The 22,353-nt window shown below is 59.0% G+C and carries 19 protein-coding genes; 14 read left to right on the forward strand and 5 right to left on the reverse strand.

Annotated elements, in window-relative coordinates; translation table 11 throughout:
• Window positions 1–217: 217 nt before the first annotated feature.
• The 5 genes from FGO67_RS17390 to FGO67_RS16620 all read left to right on the forward strand — a co-directional run bounded on the left by FGO67_RS17390 (window position 218) and on the right by FGO67_RS16620 (window position 8,396).
• Window positions 218–436 carry an SPOR domain-containing protein gene (locus FGO67_RS17390; protein WP_476738615.1) on the forward strand — a complete coding sequence of 73 codons (219 nt, stop codon included), beginning with the start codon at window positions 218–220 and terminating at the stop codon, window positions 434–436.
• A gap of 212 nt (window positions 437–648) precedes the next feature.
• The gene (gene gltB, locus FGO67_RS16605) at window positions 649–5,097 is read left to right on the forward strand and encodes a glutamate synthase large subunit (RefSeq protein ID WP_203301772.1); all 4,449 of its coding nucleotides are present in this window, start codon (window positions 649–651) and stop codon (window positions 5,095–5,097) included.
• Window positions 5,098–5,174: 77 nt separating this feature from the next.
• Window positions 5,175–6,593, forward strand: coding sequence for an FAD-dependent oxidoreductase (locus FGO67_RS16610; protein ID WP_203301813.1), 1,419 nt, complete (start codon window positions 5,175–5,177; stop codon window positions 6,591–6,593).
• Window positions 6,594–6,722: 129 nt separating this feature from the next.
• Entirely contained in the window at window positions 6,723–7,787 is a 1,065-nt protein-coding gene (hemE, locus tag FGO67_RS16615) for a uroporphyrinogen decarboxylase (RefSeq protein WP_203301773.1), read from the forward strand.
• Between the two features lie 240 nt (window positions 7,788–8,027).
• On the forward strand, window positions 8,028–8,396 hold the full coding sequence (locus FGO67_RS16620) for a PilZ domain-containing protein (protein ID WP_203301774.1): 369 nt from the start codon (window positions 8,028–8,030) through the stop codon (window positions 8,394–8,396).
• A gap of 164 nt (window positions 8,397–8,560) precedes the next feature.
• Here the strand turns inward: FGO67_RS16620 and radA are convergent, their stop codons facing one another.
• A complete protein-coding gene (gene radA / locus FGO67_RS16625) occupies window positions 8,561–9,937 on the reverse strand; it encodes a DNA repair protein RadA (protein WP_041341613.1) in 1,377 nt (458 codons plus the stop codon).
• Window positions 9,937–11,598, reverse strand: a complete 1,662-nt coding sequence (gene ettA, locus FGO67_RS16630) for an energy-dependent translational throttle protein EttA (protein WP_203301775.1) — start codon at window positions 11,596–11,598, stop codon at window positions 9,937–9,939. The genes radA and ettA overlap by 1 nt, the downstream gene beginning before the upstream one ends.
• 264 nt (window positions 11,599–11,862) lie before the next feature.
• Between ettA and glyA the strand changes: the two genes are divergently transcribed.
• The 8 genes from glyA to FGO67_RS16670 all read left to right on the forward strand — a co-directional run bounded on the left by glyA (window position 11,863) and on the right by FGO67_RS16670 (window position 18,483).
• On the forward strand, window positions 11,863–13,116 hold the full coding sequence (gene glyA / locus FGO67_RS16635) for a serine hydroxymethyltransferase (protein ID WP_041341616.1): 1,254 nt from the start codon (window positions 11,863–11,865) through the stop codon (window positions 13,114–13,116).
• A gap of 75 nt (window positions 13,117–13,191) precedes the next feature.
• A complete protein-coding gene (gene nrdR / locus FGO67_RS16640) occupies window positions 13,192–13,710 on the forward strand; it encodes a transcriptional regulator NrdR (protein WP_041341619.1) in 519 nt (172 codons plus the stop codon).
• Window positions 13,707–14,822: a bifunctional diaminohydroxyphosphoribosylaminopyrimidine deaminase/5-amino-6-(5-phosphoribosylamino)uracil reductase RibD gene (gene ribD, locus FGO67_RS16645; RefSeq protein ID WP_203301776.1), complete on the forward strand. Its 1,116-nt coding sequence runs from the start codon at window positions 13,707–13,709 to the stop codon at window positions 14,820–14,822. Before nrdR ends, ribD begins: the two co-directional genes overlap by 4 nt.
• A gap of 64 nt (window positions 14,823–14,886) precedes the next feature.
• Window positions 14,887–16,002 carry a bifunctional 3,4-dihydroxy-2-butanone-4-phosphate synthase/GTP cyclohydrolase II gene (ribBA, locus tag FGO67_RS16650; RefSeq protein WP_041341624.1) on the forward strand — a complete coding sequence of 372 codons (1,116 nt, stop codon included), beginning with the start codon at window positions 14,887–14,889 and terminating at the stop codon, window positions 16,000–16,002.
• Between the two features lie 47 nt (window positions 16,003–16,049).
• Window positions 16,050–16,526 (forward strand): 6,7-dimethyl-8-ribityllumazine synthase, encoded by a 477-nt coding sequence (ribH, locus tag FGO67_RS16655; RefSeq protein ID WP_203301777.1) that lies wholly within the window; start codon window positions 16,050–16,052, stop codon window positions 16,524–16,526.
• Window positions 16,526–17,002 (forward strand): transcription antitermination factor NusB, encoded by a 477-nt coding sequence (gene nusB, locus FGO67_RS16660; RefSeq protein ID WP_203301778.1) that lies wholly within the window; start codon window positions 16,526–16,528, stop codon window positions 17,000–17,002. Before ribH ends, nusB begins: the two co-directional genes overlap by 1 nt.
• Before the next feature lie 3 nt (window positions 17,003–17,005).
• Window positions 17,006–17,962 carry a thiamine-phosphate kinase gene (gene thiL / locus FGO67_RS16665; RefSeq protein WP_203301779.1) on the forward strand — a complete coding sequence of 319 codons (957 nt, stop codon included), beginning with the start codon at window positions 17,006–17,008 and terminating at the stop codon, window positions 17,960–17,962.
• Window positions 17,959–18,483, forward strand: coding sequence for a phosphatidylglycerophosphatase A family protein (locus FGO67_RS16670; RefSeq protein ID WP_203301780.1), 525 nt, complete (start codon window positions 17,959–17,961; stop codon window positions 18,481–18,483). The genes thiL and FGO67_RS16670 overlap by 4 nt, the downstream gene beginning before the upstream one ends.
• A 25-nt stretch (window positions 18,484–18,508) precedes the next feature.
• Here FGO67_RS16670 and FGO67_RS16675 read toward each other — a convergent pair whose 3' ends face one another.
• The gene (locus FGO67_RS16675; RefSeq protein WP_041341637.1) at window positions 18,509–18,712 is read right to left on the reverse strand and encodes a DUF6316 family protein; all 204 of its coding nucleotides are present in this window, start codon (window positions 18,710–18,712) and stop codon (window positions 18,509–18,511) included.
• Between the two features lie 266 nt (window positions 18,713–18,978).
• Between FGO67_RS16675 and FGO67_RS16680 the strand changes: the two genes are divergently transcribed.
• On the forward strand, window positions 18,979–19,653 hold the full coding sequence (locus tag FGO67_RS16680) for a DUF2057 family protein (protein WP_203301781.1): 675 nt from the start codon (window positions 18,979–18,981) through the stop codon (window positions 19,651–19,653).
• A 49-nt stretch (window positions 19,654–19,702) separates the two neighbouring features.
• Here the strand turns inward: FGO67_RS16680 and FGO67_RS16685 are convergent, their stop codons facing one another.
• Together FGO67_RS16685 and FGO67_RS16690 are read right to left on the reverse strand one after the other, a co-directional pair.
• Window positions 19,703–21,232 carry a WS/DGAT/MGAT family O-acyltransferase gene (locus tag FGO67_RS16685; protein ID WP_203301782.1) on the reverse strand — a complete coding sequence of 510 codons (1,530 nt, stop codon included), beginning with the start codon at window positions 21,230–21,232 and terminating at the stop codon, window positions 19,703–19,705.
• A gap of 113 nt (window positions 21,233–21,345) precedes the next feature.
• Window positions 21,346–22,257 carry a LysR substrate-binding domain-containing protein gene (locus tag FGO67_RS16690; RefSeq protein WP_203301783.1) on the reverse strand — a complete coding sequence of 304 codons (912 nt, stop codon included), beginning with the start codon at window positions 22,255–22,257 and terminating at the stop codon, window positions 21,346–21,348.
• Between the last annotated feature and the right edge of the window lie 96 nt (window positions 22,258–22,353).

Below are 22,353 nucleotides of genomic sequence, written 5' to 3' on the forward strand. Positions count from 1 at the left end.
AGNGCCAGAGCCAGAGCCAGAGCCAGAGCCAGAGCCAGAGCCAGAGCCAGAGCCAGAGCCAGAGCCAGAGCCAGAGCCAGAGCCAGAGCCAGAGCCAGAGCCAGAGCCAGAGCCAGAGCCAGAGCCAGAGCCAGAGCCCGGATTTACTCCGAACAATCCGGGGCGCTTCGTACCCCTGCCTGAGTTGAAGGCACGTTCGGCATGGACCATACAGTTGGTGGCCGGGAACCTTGAGCAAACAGCTCTGAATGTCCTGCGGCAGTACCCGCAACTGGGTGATGCTGTCTACACCAAGGGTGAGCGGCAGGGTGAGCCGTGGTTTATGGTATTCTATGGCGAGTACGCGACTAAAGCTGCGGCGAAAGAAGCGGTAGCGAGCCTTCCAGAATCGTTGCGGAAACGGTCGCCGTGGGTCAGGACGACTGACGGGCTGTAGCAGCGCCTGGCACTGCGTCTACGGGCGGTCATAAGAACCCGTGAACTGGGAAAGCCGGCCATTGTTCCCCAAAATAACTCCGCTCTCATTTGAGTACGTATTTCTACGTGTGTAAAATGATCAGCCCCCATTTTCAGTGTCGAAGGGTGGTTGTTTAGCTGTGCGCTGACTAACTCTTTGATTGAAAAGCATTTCTACGCGAGAGAACGCTTATGATGACAGGTTTGTATCATCCCGACGAATTCAGGGACAACTGTGGCTTCGGTCTGATTGCCCACATGAAAGGCGAGACCAGTCACAAGTTGTTGCAAACTGCCATCGAGTCGCTGACCTGCATGACCCACCGAGGTGGTATCGCTGCAGACGGAAAAACCGGCGATGGTTGTGGCCTACTGATCCAGAGCCCGGACACCTTCCTGAAAAAGGCCGCCAAGGCTGCCTTCGGCAAAGAGCCCGGCGATTTGTTTGCCGTTGGTCAGGTATTTCTTAACCCGGATGAAGCCAAGGCCGCTGCCGGCCGGGCCGCCATTGAAAAGCGCCTGACCGAGCAGGGACTGGAAATCATGGGTTGGCGTGAGGTGCCGGTTGATGACAGCTGTCTCGGCCCCATGGCGCTCGATTGCCTGCCGCGCATTGAACAGGTGTTTGTGGTTCCTGGTGGCAAGGCAGAGAAAGAATTTGCCATCAGCCTGTTCGTGGGTCGTCGTCACGCCGAGCGCGACATGGTCGATGATTCCGAGTTCTACATCTGCAGCCTCTCGCACCGGACACTGGCCTACAAGGGCCTGATGATGCCGGCGGACCTGGCGAATTTTTACAAGGACCTGGGCGATCCGGATCTGGAAACCGCCATCTGCGTCTTCCATCAGCGTTTTTCCACCAACACCATGCCGCGTTGGCCGCTGGCACAGCCTTTCCGTTACCTGGCTCACAATGGTGAGATCAATACCATTGACGGCAACCGTAACTGGGCCATCGCCCGCGCCGCCAAATTCAGCTCGCCGGACCTGCCGGATCTCCAGACACTGCAGCCTCTGGTCAATCTGACCGGTTCTGACTCCTCCAGCATGGATAACATGCTCGAGGTGCTGCTGGCCGGTGGTGTCGATCTGTTCCGGGCCGTGCGGATGATGATCCCGCCCGCGTGGCAGAACGTTGATAGCATGGATTCCGAGCTCCGTGCCTTCTACGAATACAACTCTATGCACATGGAGCCGTGGGACGGCCCCGCCGGGCTCGTAATGTCCGATGGCCGTTATGCGGTCTGTATGCTGGACCGAAATGGTCTGCGCCCGGCACGGTGGGTTATCACCAAGGATGATTTCATCACCTTGGCCTCCGAGATCGGCACCTATGACTACCAGCCCGACGACGTCGTGGCCAAGGGCCGGGTCGGTCCAGGTCAGATGCTGGCAATCGATACCGAATCTGGCGAAGTTCTGCACACCAAGGACATTGACCAGCGTCTGAAGTCCGCCCAGCCCTACAAGCGCTGGTTGCGTGAGAAGGCCCTGCGGGTAGAAACCACCCTGAATCAGGACACGCCCGAATTTAAACTGATGGACGCCGATGAACTTCTGGTGCATCAGAAGATGTTTATGGTGTCGTTCGAGGAGCGTGACCAGGTTTTGCGGCCATTGGCCGAAAACGCTCAGGAAGCCGTAGGCTCCATGGGTGACGATACTCCGATGGCGGTGCTTTCCAGCAAAGTTCGACACGTTGCCGATTACTTCCGCCAGAAGTTCGCTCAGGTCACCAACCCCGCGATTGACCCGCTGCGCGAGTCCATCGTTATGTCTCTGGAAACCTGCATTGGCGCCGAGCGGAACGTGTTCGAGGAATCCGCTGAACATGCCGACCGGATTATCCTGACCACGCCGGTGCTGTCGCCAGCGAAGTTCCTCAAGATCACCAATAACGATCGCCCCGGTTTCGAAGTTGCCCGGATCTCCATGAGCTACCGCCCCGAGCAGGGCCTGGAACAGGCGATTCGTCAGGTGTGCGATGAAGCCGAGCAGGCAGTGCGCGATGGCAAGGTAATCCTGGTCCTGTCCGACAAAGACCTGAAAGAAGGGGAGCTGCCAGTTAGCGCCCTGATGGCCACCGGCGCCGTACACCACCATCTGGTGGCAAAAGGTCTGCGTTGTGATTCCAACATCCTGGTGGAAACTGGCTGGGCCCGTGACCCGCACCACTTCGCCGTACTGTTTGGCTTCGGCGCGACCGCGGTCTATCCGTACCTGGCCTACCAGGTGCTGAACGACCTGATTCGTACTGGTGAAGTTCTGATGGACCCCATCGAGGCCAAGAACAACTACCGGAAGGGCATCAACAAGGGGCTGCTGAAAATCCTCTCGAAGATGGGCATTTCAACCATGACCTCCTACCGGGGCGCCCAGTTGTTTGAGGCGATCGGGCTGGCGGATGATGTGGTTGATCTGTGCTTCAAGGGCGTGCCCAGTCGGATTCAGGGCGCAAGCTTCTTTGATTTCCAGCAGGATCAGGAGCAGCTGGCGGGAATCGCCTGGAAGCCGCGTAAGCCGATCTCCCAGGGCGGTTTGCTGAAGTACGTGCACGGCCAGGAATACCATGCCTTCAATCCGGATGTGGTAGGTAAGCTCCAGGAAGCGGTCATCAGTGGCGATTACGGTCACTACAAGGAATACGCCGGTCTGGTCAACGAGCGCCCGGTGTCGACGCTTCGGGACCTGCTGGGCTTCCGTAAGGATATTCAGGCCATCGATCTGTCAGAAGTCGAGCCGGTTGATAATATCTTCCCGCGCTTCGATTCAGCGGCCATGTCACTGGGTGCCTTGTCGCCCGAGGCGCACGAAGCGCTGGCCGTTGCCATGAACACTCTGGGTGGTCGTTCCAACTCCGGTGAGGGTGGTGAGGATCCCGCGCGCTACGGCACCAACAAACGCTCGAAAATCAAGCAGGTTGCGTCCGGTCGCTTTGGCGTGACTGCGGAATACCTGCGCAGTGCTGATGTCATGCAGATCAAGGTGGCCCAGGGTGCCAAGCCCGGTGAGGGCGGTCAGTTGCCCGGCGGTAAGGTCAATGACCTGATTGCCCGTCTGCGTTACTCGGTACCCGGCGTGACCCTGATTTCACCGCCGCCACACCACGATATCTACTCTATCGAGGATCTGGCCCAGCTGATTTTCGACCTCAAGCAGGTTAATCCGCAGGCGCTGGTGTCGGTCAAACTGGTCTCTGAGCCGGGTGTCGGCACCATCGCAGCCGGAGTGGCCAAAGCTTATGCCGACCTGATCACCGTGTCTGGTTACGATGGTGGCACCGCGGCCAGTCCGTTGACGTCTATCCGCTATGCCGGGTCCCCCTGGGAGCTTGGTCTGACCGAGACTCAGCAGGCCCTGCGTGCCAACGATCTGCGCGGCAAAATTCGCCTGCAAACCGATGGTGGCATCAAGACGGGTCTGGACGTAGTGAAAGGCGCCATTCTGGGTGCGGAAAGCTTCGGCTTCGGCACCACGCCGATGGTTGCCCTGGGCTGTAAATATCTGCGGATCTGCCACCTGAACAACTGCGCGACCGGTGTCGCCACCCAGAACGATCATCTGCGCGAGGAGCACTTCAAGGGCACCGTGGAGATGGCCATGAATTTCTTCCGCTTTGTCGCCGAAGAAACCCGCGAATGGATGGCCAAGCTGGGTGTTCGCAGTCTGGAAGAGCTGGTGGGTCGGGTCGATCTGCTGGAGCGTCTGCCGGGTAATACCGAGCGCCAGAAAAAGCTCGACCTGACGCGTCTGCTATCCAACGACCACATTCCTGCCGACAAGCCGCAAACCTGTCAGGTCGAGCGCAACCACCCGTTCGATCAGGGTACCCTGGCTGAGCAGATGGTTCAGGACATTGCCTCGTCCATCGCCAACAAGTCCGGCGGTGCCTGGTCCTACCGGGTGACCAACTGCGATCGCTCCATTGGTGCTCGCCTGTCCGGTGAAATTGCCGGTCAGCACGGCAACCAGGGTATGGTCGATGCGCCCATTACGCTGGACCTGACCGGTACTGCTGGCCAGAGCTTTGGTGTCTGGAACGTCGGTGGTCTGAACCTGATCCTCGAAGGCGATGCCAACGACTACGTGGGCAAGGGCATGACCGGCGGCAAACTGGTCGTGAAGCCGCCCCGGGGCAGCACCTTCAAGACCCAGGAAACGTCCATCGTTGGTAACACCTGCCTGTATGGCGCGACCGGAGGCAAGTTGTTTGCCGCTGGCACCGCCGGTGAGCGATTTGCGGTCCGGAACTCCGGTGCCCACGCCGTGGTAGAAGGCGCAGGCGACCACTGCTGTGAATACATGACTGGCGGTCTGGTCACCGTGCTGGGCGGAACTGGCCATAACTTTGGCGCCGGTATGACCGGTGGTTTCGCCTACGTGCTGGATCAGAACAACACCTTCGTGGATAAGTACAATCATGAACTCGTCGAGATCCAGCGGATTTCGAGTGAAGACATGGAGTCTTACCGCAACCACTTGCGTGGCGTGATCCGGGAGCACATCTCGGAGACCGGCAGCGTGTGGGCGGAGCACATTCTTGAGAATTTCGACGACTACATCGGCCGATTCTGGCTGGTTAAGCCCAAGGCTGCCAACCTCCGTAGCCTGCTGGCCAGCACCCGGGCACGTCCGGAATAAACCGACCGGGTCGAAGAGGGTTATGGGGCTGCCATCGCCGGCGCCCCAGTCGAAATTGAGCTGATGAGAGCACCATGATGAAAGAAAGACTGAGTAACGACTTCCAGTTTGTCGAAGTAGGGCGGATTGACCCGAAGAAGGTACCGGCCAAAAAGCGAAAGAAAGAATTTGGCGAAATTTACCACCCGTTCACCGCAGACAATGCTTCCAACCAGGCGCATCGCTGCCTGGAGTGTGGCAACCCCTACTGCGAGTGGAAGTGCCCAGTTCACAACTACATTCCGAACTGGCTGAAGCTGGTGTCCGAAGGCAACATCATGCGCGCAGTGGAGTTGTGTCACCACACCAACTCCCTGCCCGAAGTCTGTGGCCGGGTTTGCCCGCAGGACCGTCTGTGCGAGGGCGCCTGCACCCTGAACGATGGCTACGGCGCGGTTACCATCGGTTCGGTTGAGAAGTACATTACCGACACCGCTTTTGCCCTGGGCTGGAAGCCGGACATGTCGGCGGTCAAATGGACGGATAAGAAAGTGGCAGTTATTGGTGCCGGCCCTGCCGGGCTGGGCTGTGCCGACGTACTGGTGCGCAATGGCGTGAAGCCGGTGGTTTTCGACATCTACCCGGAAATCGGTGGCCTGCTGACCTTCGGGATTCCCGAGTTCAAGCTGGAAAAGTCGGTCATGACCCGTCGCCGCAAGGTCTTTGAGGAAATGGGCGTCGAGTTTCGTCTGTCTACCGAAGTGGGCAAGGACGTCATGCTGCAGGACATCATCGATGAGTACGACGCCGTGTTCATGGGCATGGGCACCTACACCTACATGAAAGGCGGCTTCCCCGGTGAGAACCTGCCGGGCGTTTACGATGCGCTGCCGTTCCTGGTTTCAAACGTTAATCGCCGCCTTGGTTTTGAGAAGGACGCTTCTGAATTCATTGATATGAAGGGCAAGCGTGTTGTGGTTCTGGGTGGTGGTGACACTGCGATGGACTGTAACCGTACCTCCATTCGCCAGCAGGCCGAGAGCGTGACCTGTGCCTACCGTCGGGACGAGGCCAACATGCCGGGCTCACGGCGTGAGGTGGCGAACGCGAAGGAAGAGGGTGTGAAGTTCCTGTTCAACCGTCAGCCGATAGCCATCATTGGTGAAGATCAGGTTGAAGGCGTGAAGGTCGTTTCCACCCAACTGGGCGAGCCCGATGAAAACGGACGTCGTCGTCCGGAAGTGGTGCCTGGCAGTGAGGAAGTGATCCCTGCGGACGCGGTTCTGGTTGCCTTTGGTTTCCGGCCGAGCCCGGCTGACTGGTTTGATGAGCTGAAGGTAAACACTGATGACTCCGGTCGCGTTTCTGCGCCTGAGCAATCCGAGTTTGCTTTCCAGACCAGCAACGAAAAGATCTTTGCCGGGGGCGATATGGTCCGGGGTTCTGATCTGGTCGTAACGGCTATCTGGGAAGGCCGTCAGGCGGCGGAAGGTATCATGGATTACCTGGATATCTGAGTGTCGGCTTGATCCCGATCGGAAGGGCGGCTTACTAAGGGTATGCCGCCCTTTTTTATTGTGGCGAACTGGGTATCATTGCTCCCCATTCGATACGACCATTTACAGACTGAGAATGCTGGATAATCTATGACCGAGCTGAAAAATGATCGCTTCCTGCGCGCCCTCATGCGCCAGCCAGTTGACCGCACCCCTGTATGGATGATGCGCCAGGCCGGGCGTTACCTGCCGGAGTATCGGGCCACCCGTGCCAAGGCCGGCGACTTTCTCAGTCTGTGCAAGAATACGCCGCTTGCCTGTGAGGTAACCCTGCAACCGCTGGAGCGTTTCCCGCTCGATGCGGCGATTCTGTTCTCCGACATCCTCACCATTCCCGATGCACTGGGGCTGGGGCTCTACTTCGAGACCGGTGAAGGGCCGAAATTCAAGCACACCATTCGCTCCGAGGCCGATGTCGCCGCGCTGCCAACGTTGAAGGCGGAAGTGGATCTGGACTATGTCATGAACGCTGTGTCCACAATTCGAAGCGCGCTCAATGGCGGTGTGCCGCTGATCGGTTTCTCAGGCAGCCCGTGGACTCTGGCCACCTACATGATTGAGGGCAGCTCCTCCAAGGATTTCCGGGAAGCCAAGAAGCTGATGTACGGTCAGCCCGAGGTGATGCACCGTCTGCTGGATCATCTGGCCAACTCGGTCATTGATTACCTCAATGGCCAGATTCGCGCCGGTGCGCAGGTCGTGCAAATCTTTGATACCTGGGGCGGTGTGCTCAGCAGCTGGGCGTACGAGGAATTCTCGTTGCGCTACATGCGGAAAATCGTCGACGGCCTGATTCGTGAGCAGGAGGGGCGTCATGTTCCGGTGATTCTGTTCACCAAGAACGGCGGCCAGTGGCTTGAATCCATAGCGGATACCGGCGCCGATGCCGTTGGCCTGGACTGGACCACGGATATTGGTAACGCCCGTGCTCGCATTGGCGATCGGGTAACACTGCAGGGCAATATGGACCCAGCCATGCTCTACGCGCCGCCGGCCCGTATCCGCGAGGAAGTGGCGGACATTCTGCGTCGCTTCGGCACTGGCACCGGCCACGTGTTCAACCTTGGCCATGGCATTACCCCAGATGTGGATCCTGAGAACGCCAAGGCATTCATTGAGGCAGTTGTTGAGCTCAGCCCTGAGTACCATCGTTGATCACCTAGCCTTCGAGGATAGGTGTAAAAGCCGTTGAGGCGTCGGTTCCAAAAACCGCTACGAGCACGTCCATGTGCGCTTGTTTCCGGCCATCCTTGGCCTCCAACATTTTTGGAACCGACGCCTCAACGGCTTCCCCAAACTATCAGCTAGCGCCCCCCAAAAGCCCCGGAATAGTTGGATGGGGTCCCCTTCCAGGTCTATAGTCAGATGAAACAAGACCAACGGAAGGAGCCTATCTTGGCCACGCAAGCCCCCGAAAAGCGTCGATTTCACCGCATAGAGTTTGACGCTCCTTGTGAGCTACATTGCCTGGACAGCAATTGGCCGACAGAGGTCTTGGATGTCTGTCTAAAAGGTGTGTTGGTAAAGCGGCCGGAGGGGTGGGATGTGCCGCTTAGGCAGCCGTGCGAAGTAACCATCCACCTGAACGATCACGAGGTGGCCATTGTCATGGCGGTTGAGTTGCGGCATACGGAGGAGCACCGTTTAGGCTTCAAGTGCCAATACATCGATCTGGACAGCGCTGCCCATCTAAAGCGTCTGGTTGAGCTTAATCTGGGTGATCAGGCGTTGCTTGAGCGAGAGTTCGCCCACCTAATTGATTAATCCGAAAGGATAGGTTGAGGGCTCTTTCGAGCTAGGCAGGAACGGGTGGCTTCTCTATTTCCAAAAATGTTGTAGGCCAGGGATGGCCGGAAACAAGCGCACATGGATGTGCTCGTAGCGGTTTTTGGAAATAGAGAAGCCGCTCGGTCCGTTAACTCAAAAGCCTAGAGGTCTTCCAGAGCAGACAAAGCATCACTAAGCTTGGTAACCGGAATAACCTTCATGCCCTCAATGTCCTTGCGAGGTGCATTGGCCTTCGGAACCAGTGCTCGGGTAAAGCCGTGTTTGGCCGCTTCGTAAATCCGCTCTTGGCCGCTGGGTACTGGCCGAATCTCACCAGATAGCCCCACCTCTCCGAAGATCACTAGATCCTGGGGCAGTGCGCGGTCCCGGAAAGAGGACACGATAGCGGCTAGCAATGCCAAGTCGGCACTGGTCTCGGCCACCTTGACGCCGCCAACCACATTCACGAAGACATCCTGATCCGACACATGCATGCCGCCGTGGCGATGCAGAACCGCCAGCAGCATCGCCAGCCGGTTCTGGTCAAGGCCTACCGCAACCCGGCGCGGGTAGCCACCCTGAGCCATATCAACCAGGGCCTGGATTTCCACCAGCATCGGGCGGGTGCCTTCCCAGACCACCATCACCACACTGCCGGGCGCTGCTTCCTCACCGCGGTTCAGGAAAATGGCGCTGGGATTCTTCACTTCCTTGAGGCCCTGTTCCAGCATCGCGAAGACGCCCAGCTCATTAACCGCGCCAAAGCGGTTCTTGATACCCCGCAGGGTGCGGTAACGGCTGTCGCTGGAGCCTTCCAGCAGGATGGAGCAGTCAATCATGTGCTCAAGAACTTTCGGCCCCGCAAGGCTGCCGTCCTTGGTCACGTGGCCAACCAGAAACAGGATGGTGCCGGTTTGCTTGGCGAACCGGGTCAGGTAGGCGGCGCTTTCCCGAACCTGAGATACCGAGCCCGGCGCGGACTCAATATCCGCCATGTGCATAACCTGAATACTGTCGACCACCAGAATTCTGGGCTTCTCGGATTCGGCGACCTGCATGAGTCGCTCGACGCTGGTCTCGGAGAGCATCTTCAGGTCTTTGGTGGGCAGCCCCAGGCGTTTGGCACGCATGGCAACCTGTTGCAGGGATTCCTCGCCGGTCACATACAGCGCTGAGACGCTGGCCGCGAGATGGCAGACCGCCTGTAAAAGCAGGGTGCTTTTTCCGGCGCCAGGATGCCCGCCCATCAACACCGCAGAGCCCTCAACCAGCCCGCCTCCGAGTACACGGTCGAACTCCTGCATGCCGGTGCTGATCCGGGGTTGCTCGGCCAGGCTGACGTCGTCGAGGCTTTGGATTTCCGACAGGCTGCCGGCAAACCCTTCGAAGCGGGCACCGCGTGCGCCACTTTTGCTGGCGCTAACGCCGCGAACTTCACTGACGGTGTTCCAAGCCTGGCAGGCCGTGCACTGGCCCTGCCATTTGGAATAGTCTGCACCGCACTCGGTGCAGACATAGGCGGTCTTCGTCTTTGCCATCAGGCCAGCTTCTTGTATTTCATACGCTGGGGCACCATGGCTGAGTCGCCCTTGCGCTTCTTGTGGTCCTCATCGTACTCGCTGAAGTTACCTTCGAAGTACACCACCTCGCCATCGTCCTCGAATGCCAGGATGTGTGTGGCTACCCGGTCAAGGAACCAGCGGTCGTGCGAGATAACCAGTGCGGCACCCGGGAAATTCAGCAGAGCCTCTTCCAGCGCCCGCAGGGTTTCCACGTCCAGGTCGTTGGTCGGTTCGTCCAGCATCAGGACGTTGCCGCCCTGTTTCAGCAGCTTGGCCAGGTGCAGTCGGTTACGTTCACCACCGGACAAGTCGGCAACGCGCTTCTGCTGGTCGCTGCCCTTAAAGTTGAAGCGGCCCACGTAAGCGCGGGACGGTGTTTCGTAGTTGCCCACCTTGATGATGTCGTTACCATCGGAGAGCTCTTCCCACACGGTTTTGCTGCCGTCCAGGTCGCGCATCTGGTCGACGTACGCCAGTTCCACGGTTTCACCCACCACGATGTCACCGGCATCGGGCTTGTCGTAGCCGCCGATCATCTTGAACAGGGTGGATTTACCAGCACCGTTGCCACCGATGATGCCAACAATGGCGCCCGGCGGTACGCTGAAGGACACGTCTTCGTACAGCAGGCGATCATCGAAGGACTTGCTGATGCCGTCTACCTCGATCACCTTGTTGCCCAGGCGTGGTCCGGGCGGGATGTAAAGCTCGTTGGTTTCGTTACGCTTCTGGAATTCCTGGGAGCTCATCTCCTCAAAGCGGGCCAGACGGGCCTTGCTCTTGGACTGACGGCCCTTGGCATTGCTGCGAACCCATTCCAGTTCCTGCTTGACCGCTTTCTGGTGCGAAGCTTCCTGCTTGGATTCCATCTCCAGGCGCTTCTCCTTGTTCTCCAGCCATTGGCTGTAGTTGCCTTCAAACGGAATACCTTGGCCACGGTCCAGTTCCAAGATCCAGCCGGCAACGTTGTCCAGGAAGTAACGGTCGTGGGTAATGGCAACCACGGTGCCTTCGTAGTCATGCAGGAAGCGTTCAAGCCAGGCTACCGACTCGGCGTCCAGGTGGTTGGTGGGCTCGTCCAGTAGCAGCATGTCCGGGCCGGACAGCAGCAAGCGGCAAAGTGCGACACGGCGGCGCTCACCACCGGAAAGCAGTTTTACTTTCTGATCCCAGGCTGGCAGGCGCAGGGCGTCAGCTGCCACTTCCATCTTGCGCTCAATGTCGTGGCCGTCGGTGGCCTGGATGTAGGCTTCCAGCTCACCCTGCCTCTTGGCCAGGGCATCGAAATCGGCATCGGGTTCGGCGTAGGCGGCGTATACCTTATCGAGTTCGGCCAGAGCGTCGTGCACGCCGGAAACTGATTCGTCGACGATTTCCTTGACGGTTTTCTCGTCATCCAGCTCAGGTTCCTGGGGCAGGTAACCAACCTGGATGCCAGGCTGTGGTCGGGCTTCGCCGATGTAATCCTGGTCTACGCCCGCCATAATCCGCAGGAGGGTGGACTTACCGGCGCCGTTCAAACCGAGCACGCCGATCTTGGCGCCAGGGAAGAAGCTCAGGGAAATGTCTTTGAGGATTTCGCGCTTGGGCGGGACCACTTTGCCCACGCGGTTCATGGAGTATACGTATTGGGCCATAACAGGGTAGGTCCTCTGTTGTAATCGGAGGTAAATAAAAGGAACTCGCAGATAAGCCACGTAAGGTAGCGAAACCGGAAAACGATAGCAATTGAGGGGAAATCGCAGATTGCGGCGTGCCGGTTTCTGCGGAGGGCCTGTGAGGCCCATAAAAGATGATTTTTTACCCATTTGTAAGATAGAATAGCGGCCCAATTTTTCAGGGAGCCTGCGGAGATTTCCAAAGCTCTCCGGGCCAGTCAAGCACACAGGGGCAGCGCATCCATGTTTAATCGTGAAATGAAAATAGCCGGCTTTGATGACGAACTCTGGAACGCCATGCAGGCGGAAGAGAAGCGTCAGGAAGCTCACATTGAGCTGATTGCATCCGAAAACTACACCAGCCCCCGAGTGATGGAGGCCCAAGGCAGTCTGCTGACGAACAAGTACGCGGAAGGCTACCCGGGCAAGCGTTACTACGGTGGCTGTGAGTTCGTCGACATCGCCGAAGATCTGGCCATCGAGCGCGCCAAAGAGCTGTTCGGTGCCGCTTACGCCAACGTACAGCCGCACTCCGGTTCCCAGGCCAACTCTGCCGTGTTCATGGCGCTGTTGAAGCCGGGCGATACCGTTCTGGGCATGAGCCTGGCCCACGGTGGTCACCTGACCCACGGCGCCAGCGTCAACTTTTCTGGCAAGATCTACAACGCCGTCCAGTATGGCCTCAACCCGGAAACCGGCCTGATCGATTACGACGAAGTGGAAGCGCTGGCCGTAGAGCACAAGCCGAAGATGATCATTGCCGGCTTCTCCGCGTACTCCCAGGAGCTGGATTTTGCCCGTTTCCGTGCCATCGCCGATAAAGTGGGTGCTTACCTGTTCGTCGATATGGCGCACGTGGCTGGCCTGGTCGCCGCAGGCGTATACCCGGACCCGGTGCCCCACGCACATGTCGTTGCCACGACTACCCACAAGACTCTGCGCGGTCCTCGTGGCGGCCTGATCCTGGCCTGCGACGACGCTGACCTGCAGAAGAAGCTGAATTCCGCTGTCTTCCCGGGCGGCCAGGGTGGCCCGCTGATGCACGTGATTGCCGCCAAGGCGATCTGCTTCAAAGAGGCCATGAGCGACGAGTTCAAGAGCTACCAGAAGCAAGTGGTCAAGAACGCCAGCGCCATGGCCCAAGTGTTTGTTGAGCGCGGATACGATGTGGTTTCCGGTGGCACCAAGAACCACCTGTTCCTGGTCAGCCTGATCAAGCAGGACATCACCGGTAAAGACGCGGACGCCGCCCTGGGCCGTGCTCACATCACCGTCAACAAGAACGCGGTCCCCAACGACCCGCGTTCACCGTTCGTCACTTCCGGTCTGCGTATCGGCACACCGGCCATTACCACCCGTGGATTCGGCGAGTCTGAGTCCCGGGATCTGGCCGGCTGGATTTGTGACATCCTCGATAACCTCGAAGACGACGCCGTGAACGACCGCGTACGCGAGCAGGTTGCTGCTCTGTGTGCCCGTTTCCCGGTCTACGGCTAAACTACAGGCAAGACCCGCCGGCTCCGTCCGCGTATTAACGCGACCGGAGCCGGCTCCTTTCCGGAGTCTTTGATTATGCATTGTCCCTTTTGTGGTGAAGCAGATACCAAGGTGATCGACTCGCGCCTGGTGGCCGAGGGCGATCAGGTGCGTCGCCGCAGGGAGTGCTTGTCCTGCCACGAACGTTTTACCACCTTCGAAAGTGCCGAACTGGTCATGCCCCGCGTGGTCAAGCAGGACGGGATTCGTCAGCCCTTCGATGAGGAAAAGCTGCGGTCCGGCATCATGAAGGCACTCGAAAAGCGGCCGGTGAGCATCGAGCAGATTGATGCGGCGTTGAACCGCATCAAGTACCGGCTTCGCGCTACCGGTGAGCGAGAGGTCAAGTCGATGCAGTTGGGTGAGGAAGTGATGACCGAACTCCGGCAGCTGGACAAGGTAGCTTACGTGCGGTTTGCCTCGGTTTATCGCAGCTTCCAGGACATCAACGAGTTCAAGGAAGAGATCGAGCGGTTGTCGGCGACCAATGGCGAGAATGCGGTAGATGTGGCCAAGGCGCTGGCCGACAACCAATCCTCGAAAGGAAATGTATGATCGACGTCCGTGACCGGACCATGATGGCGCGGGCGGTCCAGCTTGCCTGGCGCGGCCGCTATTCAACGCATCCGAATCCGCGGGTGGGTTGTGTTATTGCCCGGGGCGATGAAATTCTGGGTGAAGGCTGGCACGAACGCGCCGGTGAGGCCCATGCCGAGATTCGGGCGCTCAGTCAGGCCGGTCCGTCTGCCCGAGGGGCAACGGCCTATGTCACGCTTGAGCCGTGCAGTCACTTTGGCCGGACGCCGCCGTGCGCGCGGGCATTGATTGATGCCGGTGTGGCGCATGTGGTTGCGGCAACCAAAGATCCGAACCCGTCGGTGTCCGGGCGTGGTCTGGAACTGCTGCGCGAGTCGGGTATTCAGGTTACTGAGGGTGTGCTGGCGCACGAGGCGGCACGCCTGAATCCGGGCTTCATGAAGCGCATGAACACGGGCCGCCCCTGGGTGCGCTTGAAGATGGCTGCCAGCCTGGATGGTCGAACCGCGATGGCATCGGGTGAGAGCCAATGGATTACCGGCGCCGAGGCGCGTCAGGACGTCCAGCGTCTGCGCGCTATGAGTGACGCCATCGTTACCGGTGTCGGCACGGTGCTGGCAGACGATCCATCGCTCACCGTCCGCCGGGAAGAGCTGGGAGATATTGGCGATGCCACCGAGCCATCCCGGCAGCCGCTACGAGTCATCGCGGATCGGGACGCGCGTACCCCGGCCTCGGCGACCATCCTGAAGGGCGGCAACGTACAGGTGTTCTGTGCTTCGTCCACCCTGGCGACCGCGCCGGCGCAGGATTTGGCAGCCCTGGGAATCAGCATCAACGGGGTTGCCTGGAAAGATAACGGCATCGACGTGGCAGAGTTGCTGGATTCCCTGGGTGAGCTGGGTATCAACGAACTGCTGGTGGAAGCCGGGCCAACACTCGCGGGCACCTTCATCAGCGAAGGCCTGGTCGACGAACTCTGGCTATACCAGGCGCCGGTGTTTCTGGGCAGCACCGGGCGTCCGACTGCGCATCTGCCACTGGAATCAATGGCAGACAAAGTGCAGTGGAAAGTGCTTGATCGACGTCAGGTGGGTGAGGATCAGCGACTGATCCTGGCGCGCCAGTAATCATTAAATTCACGGTGTCCCGGCAACCCGAGGCTGCCGGCAAACCGCAAGGGTGCAAAACTGTATGGCACTGAACAGCATTGAAGAAATCATCGAAGATATCCGTCAGGGCAAGATGGTCATCCTGATGGATGATGAGGATCGCGAAAACGAAGGCGATCTGGTGATGGCGGCTGAACACTGTTCCGCCGAAGCCATCAATTTCATGGCGCGTTTTGGTCGTGGCCTGATCTGCATGCCCATGACCCGAGATCGCTGTGAACAGCTGGGCCTGCCGTTAATGGTGCATCAGAATGCCTCTGGTTTTGGCACCAAGTTCACGCTGTCGATTGAAGCGAAAGAAGGGGTGACCACCGGTATTTCCGCGGCCGATCGCGCCCGCACGGTTCAGGCCGCAGTGGCCCGGGATGCCAAGGCCTCGGATCTGGTCCAGCCGGGTCATATTTTCCCGCTGATGGCCGATCCCGGTGGCGTACTCAGCCGCGCCGGGCATACCGAGGCGTCCTGCGACCTGGCCGCATTGGCCGGATCGGAGCCGGCTGGTGTCATCTGCGAGATCATGAACGACGATGGCTCCATGGCCCGTCGGGAAGATCTTGAGCGGTTTGCCGAGGAGCACGATCTGAAGATTGGCACCATTGCCGATCTGATCCACTACCGCACCATGAATGAGCGCACCATCGAGTGCGTGGAAGAGAACACACTGGACACCGAGTACGGCAAGTTCAACCTGCGCACCTACCGCGACAACATCCAGGGTGCTACTCACCTGGCTATGGTTATGGGTGATATCCGCGCTGAAGAGCCGGTCCATGTGCGTGTGCACATTACCGACACCCTGCGCGATCTGCTCGGTGCCCGCCGCAAGGATTCTCGCAGCTGGCCGTTGCACCACGCCCTGGAGAAAGTGGCCGCCGAGGGCCGGGGCGTCGTCGTATTGCTGAACAGTGCTGAGGACAGCTACAACCTGGAAGACCGTATCCACGAGTTCTTTGATGAAGGGCAAGGCTCTGCGGGCAAGGGCAGTTCCGGTGTTTATTTCACCGTGGGTACCGGTTCCCAGATTCTGCGGGACATCGGCGTTGGTAAAATGCGCCTGTTAAGCCCGCCCATCAAGTTCTCCGCCATTTCCGGATTCGATCTGGAAGTGGTTGAATACGTTCCCTATACCCCTAATTGATTAACCCGGTCATGACCAGCGCGTCGTGACCTGTGAAGGAGCCATGCATGGCAGATATCAAAGTAATTGAAGGTGATTTTACCGAGTGCAGCGGACGGTACGCGCTGGTCGTTGGCCGATTTAACGGCTTCGTAGTTGAAAGCCTGGTGGACGGAGCGGTGGATACCCTGCGTCGCCACGGCATTTCAGACGATGACATTACCATTATCCGTGTGCCGGGCGCGTACGAGATGCCGCTGGCGGTAAAACGCGTTGCCGAGACCTCCAACTACGACGCAATCATTGCTCTGGGCGCTGTGATTCGTGGTGGTACGCCTCACTTCGAGTACGTCGCCGGTGAAGCCTCCAGTGGTCTGGGCGCAGTCAGCCTGGAAACCGACGTACCGGTTACCTTTGGTGTGCTGACCGTGGATTCTATCGAGCAGGCTATCGAACGTTCTGGCACCAAAGCCGGTAACAAGGGCGCGGAAGCGGCCATTACCGCGCTGGAAATGGTCAGCCTGTTCAAGAAGCTGGGTGAGTAATGAGCGCAATTGACGATAACACCCCACAGCCAGCCCCGAGCGGCCAGCCCAAAGCCGGCGATCGTCGCCGCGCCCGGGCCCTGGCTCTGCAGGGACTGTACCAGCGCCACTTCAGCAAGAGCTCGATTTCGGACATTGAGGCCGAGTTCATGGTTGATAACGACATGGCCAAGGTCGATCTGCTGTATTTTCGCGACCTGTTGCGGGGCGTGCACCGGGAGCAGGCCGATCTGGACCAGCTATTGGAGCCGTACCTGGATCGCCCGCTGCAGGAAGTGGATGCCATTGAACTGGCCATCGTTCGCCTTGGCGCCTACGAGTTGAAGCATCGCCTGGATGTGCCGTACAAGGTGGTGATCAACGAAGGCATTGAAATGGCAAAGCGCTTCGGCGGTACGGAAGGCCATAAGTTCGTCAACAGTGTTCTGGACAAGCTCAGCCGTCGCTTGCGTCTGGCAGAGACACGTCCCCGCTAGGGCATGGGCGAGTTTGAGCTGATTCAAAAGCATTTCCTGCCCCTGGCTTGCTCCGTGTCCAACGATGCGTTGGTGCTGGGGCCAGGAGATGACTGTGCGATTCAGCGTATTCCCACCGGCCGTGATCTGGTGTTCTCCATCGATACCATGGTGGAGGGCATCCACTTCCCCGAATCCTATCCTCCCGAATACCTTGGTTGGCGGGCCCTCGCCGCAGCTGCCAGCGACCTGGCCGCTATGGGCGCTGAGCCGGCCTGCTTTACCCTGGCGCTGACGCTGCCGGAGGCTGACGATCACTGGCTTACAGGCTTTGCTCGTGGACTTGCCGATGCCAGCCACACTTTTCGACTGGCCCTGGCAGGTGGCGATACCACTCGCGGGCCATTGTCATTGAGTGTTCAGGTTCATGGGACTGTGGCAGAAGGTCGTGGCTTGAGACGTTCCGGAGCCAGGCCAGGGGATTTGATTTGTGTGTCCGGCACATTGGGCGACGCGGGCGCGGCTCTGGACTACCTTGAGGAAACGCAGCCCACCGACAACATGGCTCAGGTGCTTGAGCGTTACCACCATCCGCACCCGCGCCTGGAACTCGGTGAGTCGTTAATCGGGCTGGCAACTTCCGCCATTGATATATCCGATGGTTTGATGGCTGATCTGGGGCACATTCTGGAGGCCTCTGGGGCCGGTGCCACCATCGATCCGGCCTTGATCCCGCTGTCGCCTGCGCTGTCCGGGCTGAAGGGCGCACGCGCGGTAGACTACGCTTTAAACGCCGGAGACGATTACGAGCTCTGCGTTACCATCCCCGAGATACTCTGGCAGGGCGCGTCGGACGCAATTCGCAACCAGATGACGGTTATCGGCACCGTGAATCAGGATGCCGGGTTGCATATCAAGGATAGCCCCGGCCTGACCGACAGACCGGGTGCAGGTTTCGACCATTTCAGGAGCAAGGCATGAGTCAGGACGATTTTCCCGAACCGGATTTGCCGCAGGCGTTGTTGCCGCCGGGCTTTTTGAAGAATCCGGTGCACCTCCTGGCGTTTGGTTTTGGCAGCGGGGCGGCGGCGAGGGCGCCGGGAACCTGGGGCAGTCTGGCCGCTATTCCCTTGTGGTACACCTTCGCGTGGCTGCCAGGGCCGGTTTACTGGGGTATCGTTCTGGTAGCCTTCCTGATTGGTATCTGGCTGTGTGGCCAAACCGCGCGGGACCTGAAGGTTCATGATCACGGTGGCATAGTCTGGGACGAGTTCGTGGGCATGTGGATCGCCCTGGGCCTTTTCCCGGAACAGATAGTCGGGGTTTTGCTGGCATTCACCCTGTTCAGGCTGTTTGATGTCTTGAAGCCGTGGCCGATTAACTGGCTGGACGATCGTCTGCCGGGGGGGCTGGGGATCATGGTGGATGACGTGGTGGCAGGGCTGATGGCGATGCTGTCCATGCTCGCCATTGATCGATGGTTGTTGCCGGTCATTGTCTGAGCCGGCGTTGGCCCTGAGGGGCAGTTCAGTGCAGCTGTTGCTCCTCTGGTAGCAGTCTTACGACGTGCAGAAATCGGCGCAGCCCGGTTTCCGCGCGCTCTCTCGATGCGAAAGGACCACTGTCGAAGCCTTCCCGAGTGGTGAAGTACCATTTGCTGCCGACGCAGAAGAACCGGCTACTTCTAAAGGGAACGGGCCCGGCTTCTCCCGATCTGATTTGGGTATCCATAACGTCTCCTGTGCCCGCTGCCGACTGATTTGCATCGTTCGCAGCGTTTCTTTGGCCAATCTGTATAAAATTAATCCAATTCCGCCGGAATTCAACACTTTTTTACAATTCCACGTTATCGGTTGCTATAAAGATCGGCATAATCGCCAACGGTTCCGGCGTGGCTGATCGGGCGGGATGGCTTGCCCTGGCTGGGCGCACTCGTCAGAATGCCATCAAACGGGTGCTAACCTCAGGACCTTTTCCCTTCACATCAAGGAGATTTCATGGGTATCACGCAAGCTTCATCGTTTCAGCCGAAGTTTGGTCGTTCAATCAAGCGCGTTTCGCGTTCACTGGTGGCGAGTGTTCTGGTGGTCGCGCTGGCCGGCTGTTCGACGTCTATGACGCGGGTAGAGACTTGGGAAGGGGAGCCGGAAGAAGCAAGCCAGGCTTCTACGCTGAAGGCGCCCGGCGCGATTAAGGTAACCCAGGTTAACGGCCGTAATATGAGCAGCTTCCTGATGGACGATCTGGCGCTGGACTACGCCCTGTTGCCCGGTGAGAACGAAGTGGTGTTCACGCACAAGACTATCTGGGCAAAGTCCGGTGTGGTTGAGAATGGCGAATCAAAGGTGCATGTGTACCTGAGTGAACCCCAAGTTGTCCGTTTCAACGCCAATCAGGACGAGGTGTATCGCTTTAGTTTCCCTGAGCCGGAATCGCGCGCCGAGGCCGAGCAAATGGCGGAGACGTTTATGGCCACGGTAGTCAACGAAGAGGGTCAGGCGGTAGCGACCTCTCAGGTATGGGCGCCTGAGCCTGCCTCTGACCGCACACCTATTCCCGCAAGCCGTGCGGTCGATTCAGCCGATGAGAATGCGCTGGAGAGACTCAAGGCGGTTTGGGCAACGGCCACCGAAGACGAGAAGAAAGCTTTCCTGCGCTGGGCCTTTGAATAACGACCCATAGCAAGGCGCCGGCCTGCCCTGGGGTGGGCCGGTAGCCTCCTCAGGCGCGAAAGCGGTGCAGCGCCTTTTTCAGAACACCTTCCAGTGCGGTCAGCACATCGTCGGTCAAGGTGTGGTGTGACGACGTCGAGCCCCCTTCCGAGTCTTCCTCCGGTTCCAGTGAGTTCGCTGCTGTCTCGATAGCGGCCAGGCTTTCCTCAACATAGCCGGCCAGGGAGACGCCATCGGCGACCACATCCGGGCACAGTGTAAAATTCAACGTGAGACTGCCCTGGTAGCTGACGGCGACGATCACCAGTCCCATGCTGTCGAACAGTGGCGCCGTGTTGTATTGCTGGACCAGTCTTGCGCCCTGCAGGTACAGCGGAACCTGGGGGCCCGGAACATTGGTGATCGGGAGATTGAATGCCGGCTGGTAGCGTTGCGCAATCTGCAGCTCTGAGTACAACCGGGCGGACAACGCCAGCATGGTCGAGGGCAGCAGTTCGGTCAGTCGATCGGCCGCAATGGCTTCCCGGTAGGGTTCCGAGGCGACCGCATTCCAGTGAATCCGGCGTATCCGCAAGGCCGGGTCCGGCTCACAGGTGGACAAGTCCAGAAGCATCGCCGACATCTGGTTGCCGGTAGCCCTGCGCAGGCTGTTGGAGCGCACCGAAATTGGGGTCATGGCGATCAGCGATTTCCGGGTGTCGGCCTTGTGATCAACGCTGTACCGGCGAAGGGTTTCGGCACACAGCCCCAAAACCACATCATTGAGCGTGACGTCCCCCAGTGTGGCTTTGATCGCTTTGAGCCGGGCCAGGTCGACATTGGCAGAGACGATTTGCCGATTGGCTGTGATCTGTCGGTTGAACGGGCTGTGTGGCGCGGAGAACAGCGGGAAGGGCACGGGCAGCTTGCGCAACTGCTTCTGGATCAGGCCCCGTGCGGTGGCCTGGGCGGCATTAACGGCCAGGGCGGTAAATTGCACCGGTGTTCTCAGGATGTTGGCGCCGGCCTGGAGCATGACGCGTTCTTCTGACGGGGCAGGGCGCGGGTGCCAGGGGCGTGGAGCATGGATCGGACGGGGTTCCGGGGTATATTCCAGAAGATTACTCAGGATGTCCTCGCCGCTGAAAGCGTCGATGGCCGCATGGTGCAGCCGCACGATGAGTGCAAACCCCTGACTGTCGGCATCGTCGTCGTCCAACCGGAAGCCGTCCACAAAGGTAATATGCCATAGTGGTCGGTCCCGTTTCAGGGGCTCTTCCAGAATCTTCGACGCCAGAGTTATCAACGTATCCCTTTGGCCATGCTCCCCCAGATTGACGTAGGCCAGGTGGCGCTCAATGCTGAAATCAGGATCGTCAATCCAGTAAGGGCGGCCCAGGCGAATGGGGATTTCCTTTAAGCGCTGGCGGAAGACCGGGACCACATGCAGCCGGCTTCGGAGGTAAGCAACAAAAGTGCTGAACGCCAGGGGCGTTTTCTGCTCGCTGGCGTCGAACAGATAGATGCCCCCAATGTGCATGGGCGTGGTCTCTGATTCCAGGTACAGGAACGAGGCATCCAGTTCCGACAACTGCCGCATCAATAAACTCCCTTGGCGCTAAAGTTCGCTTAGTATACGCGAACAGCGAGTTTTCCTGTTGGCTCTGCCGCCAGAAACCGGACTCTACCTCGGCCACGTTATCTTGCCCCGATTCAGTTAGCGAGCCATTCCTTGAGAGAGGCATCGGTGGTCAGTCGATCCCAGAACCACATCAGTGCCTTGCCCTGATCGTCCGCATGCCGGGCTGCATGCAGCATGATTGGGGCCCTGGGCTCGTGCACCTCCTTGGTGATGAGGCTTCCTCGCGCGAGTTGCTCACGAATGCGGGGTAGCGGCAGCCATCCGACCCCAAGGCCGGATTCCTGGATAGCGATTTTCTGGTCGATATTGGCAACAGTCAGTGTGCGTTGGCGCCGAAAAATGCCGGCATGACCGGGTGGGAGGGAGCGCGAGGTATCCGCTGCCACCGCCGCCGGGTATTGGGTGATATCGTCTTCCGTCAGGGCGTCGCTGGTTTCCGCCAACGGGTGGTCGGGGGCGACTGCAAATACGAAGGGTATGGTACCCAGGGCTTGGGTGGTGAAATTGCCGGCGGGTTTGCTGGATTGGTCGGCGCCGAGGATGAGGTCGACGCGGCGGTCTTGCAGGGCATCCCAGGAGCCGGCAAAAACCTCTTCGACAATCTGCACATCAACCGGCACGCCCAGCGCGTAGAACTCGCGAACCGCCGGAAACAGGCACGATGCCGGCAACAGCGAGTTGAAGCCGATGCGCAGGCGCGTTTCCCAGCCCTGGGCGACCTGTTTGGTGGTATGGGCAAGATTCTCCGCCGCCTCCAAAAGCGTGCGGCCTTCCTCGAGCAGGTAACGACCGGCCGGTGTCAGGCTGGCACGGTGTCCGCTGCGGTCGAAAATGGCAACGTTGAGGTCTTCTTCCAACTTTTGCACGGTGTAGCTGATGGCCGAGGGTACCCGGAACAGTTCATTGGCGGCGCCGGCAAAACTGCCTTTGCGGTCAATGGCGTCAAGGACTTTCAGGGCGTCAATGGTGATGGCTGTGTGCATGTTCGAAATATCTGAAGTTGTTGGCCAGAAATGCTTGTTTGAGAGGGTAGCAGGGTACTCGTTATTCTTCCCGTTAAATGTGGATGGGCCCGTTGC

The organism is Marinobacter sediminum (genome assembly GCF_016820575.1).
Classification (GTDB): domain Bacteria; phylum Pseudomonadota; class Gammaproteobacteria; order Pseudomonadales; family Oleiphilaceae; genus Marinobacter; species Marinobacter sediminum.

Coding starts and splice junctions, on each gene's coding strand:
- FGO67_RS16670 (WP_203301780.1), top strand. CDS start 17,959: ATGAGTCAGGACGATTTTCCCGAACCGGATTTGCCGCAGGCGTTGTTG.
- FGO67_RS16680 (WP_203301781.1), top strand. CDS start 18,979: ATGGGTATCACGCAAGCTTCATCGTTTCAGCCGAAGTTTGGTCGTTCA.
- FGO67_RS16690 (WP_203301783.1), bottom strand. CDS start 22,257: ATGCACACAGCCATCACCATTGACGCCCTGAAAGTCCTTGACGCCATT.
- FGO67_RS16685 (WP_203301782.1), bottom strand. CDS start 21,232: ATGCGGCAGTTGTCGGAACTGGATGCCTCGTTCCTGTACCTGGAATCA.
- glyA (WP_041341616.1), top strand. CDS start 11,863: ATGTTTAATCGTGAAATGAAAATAGCCGGCTTTGATGACGAACTCTGG.
- FGO67_RS16610 (WP_203301813.1), top strand. CDS start 5,175: ATGAAAGAAAGACTGAGTAACGACTTCCAGTTTGTCGAAGTAGGGCGG.
- gltB (WP_203301772.1), top strand. CDS start 649: ATGATGACAGGTTTGTATCATCCCGACGAATTCAGGGACAACTGTGGC.
- ettA (WP_203301775.1), bottom strand. CDS start 11,598: ATGGCCCAATACGTATACTCCATGAACCGCGTGGGCAAAGTGGTCCCG.
- hemE (WP_203301773.1), top strand. CDS start 6,723: ATGACCGAGCTGAAAAATGATCGCTTCCTGCGCGCCCTCATGCGCCAG.
- nusB (WP_203301778.1), top strand. CDS start 16,526: ATGAGCGCAATTGACGATAACACCCCACAGCCAGCCCCGAGCGGCCAG.
- FGO67_RS16675 (WP_041341637.1), bottom strand. CDS start 18,712: ATGGATACCCAAATCAGATCGGGAGAAGCCGGGCCCGTTCCCTTTAGA.
- thiL (WP_203301779.1), top strand. CDS start 17,006: ATGGGCGAGTTTGAGCTGATTCAAAAGCATTTCCTGCCCCTGGCTTGC.
- nrdR (WP_041341619.1), top strand. CDS start 13,192: ATGCATTGTCCCTTTTGTGGTGAAGCAGATACCAAGGTGATCGACTCG.
- ribD (WP_203301776.1), top strand. CDS start 13,707: ATGATCGACGTCCGTGACCGGACCATGATGGCGCGGGCGGTCCAGCTT.
- ribH (WP_203301777.1), top strand. CDS start 16,050: ATGGCAGATATCAAAGTAATTGAAGGTGATTTTACCGAGTGCAGCGGA.
- ribBA (WP_041341624.1), top strand. CDS start 14,887: ATGGCACTGAACAGCATTGAAGAAATCATCGAAGATATCCGTCAGGGC.
- radA (WP_041341613.1), bottom strand. CDS start 9,937: ATGGCAAAGACGAAGACCGCCTATGTCTGCACCGAGTGCGGTGCAGAC.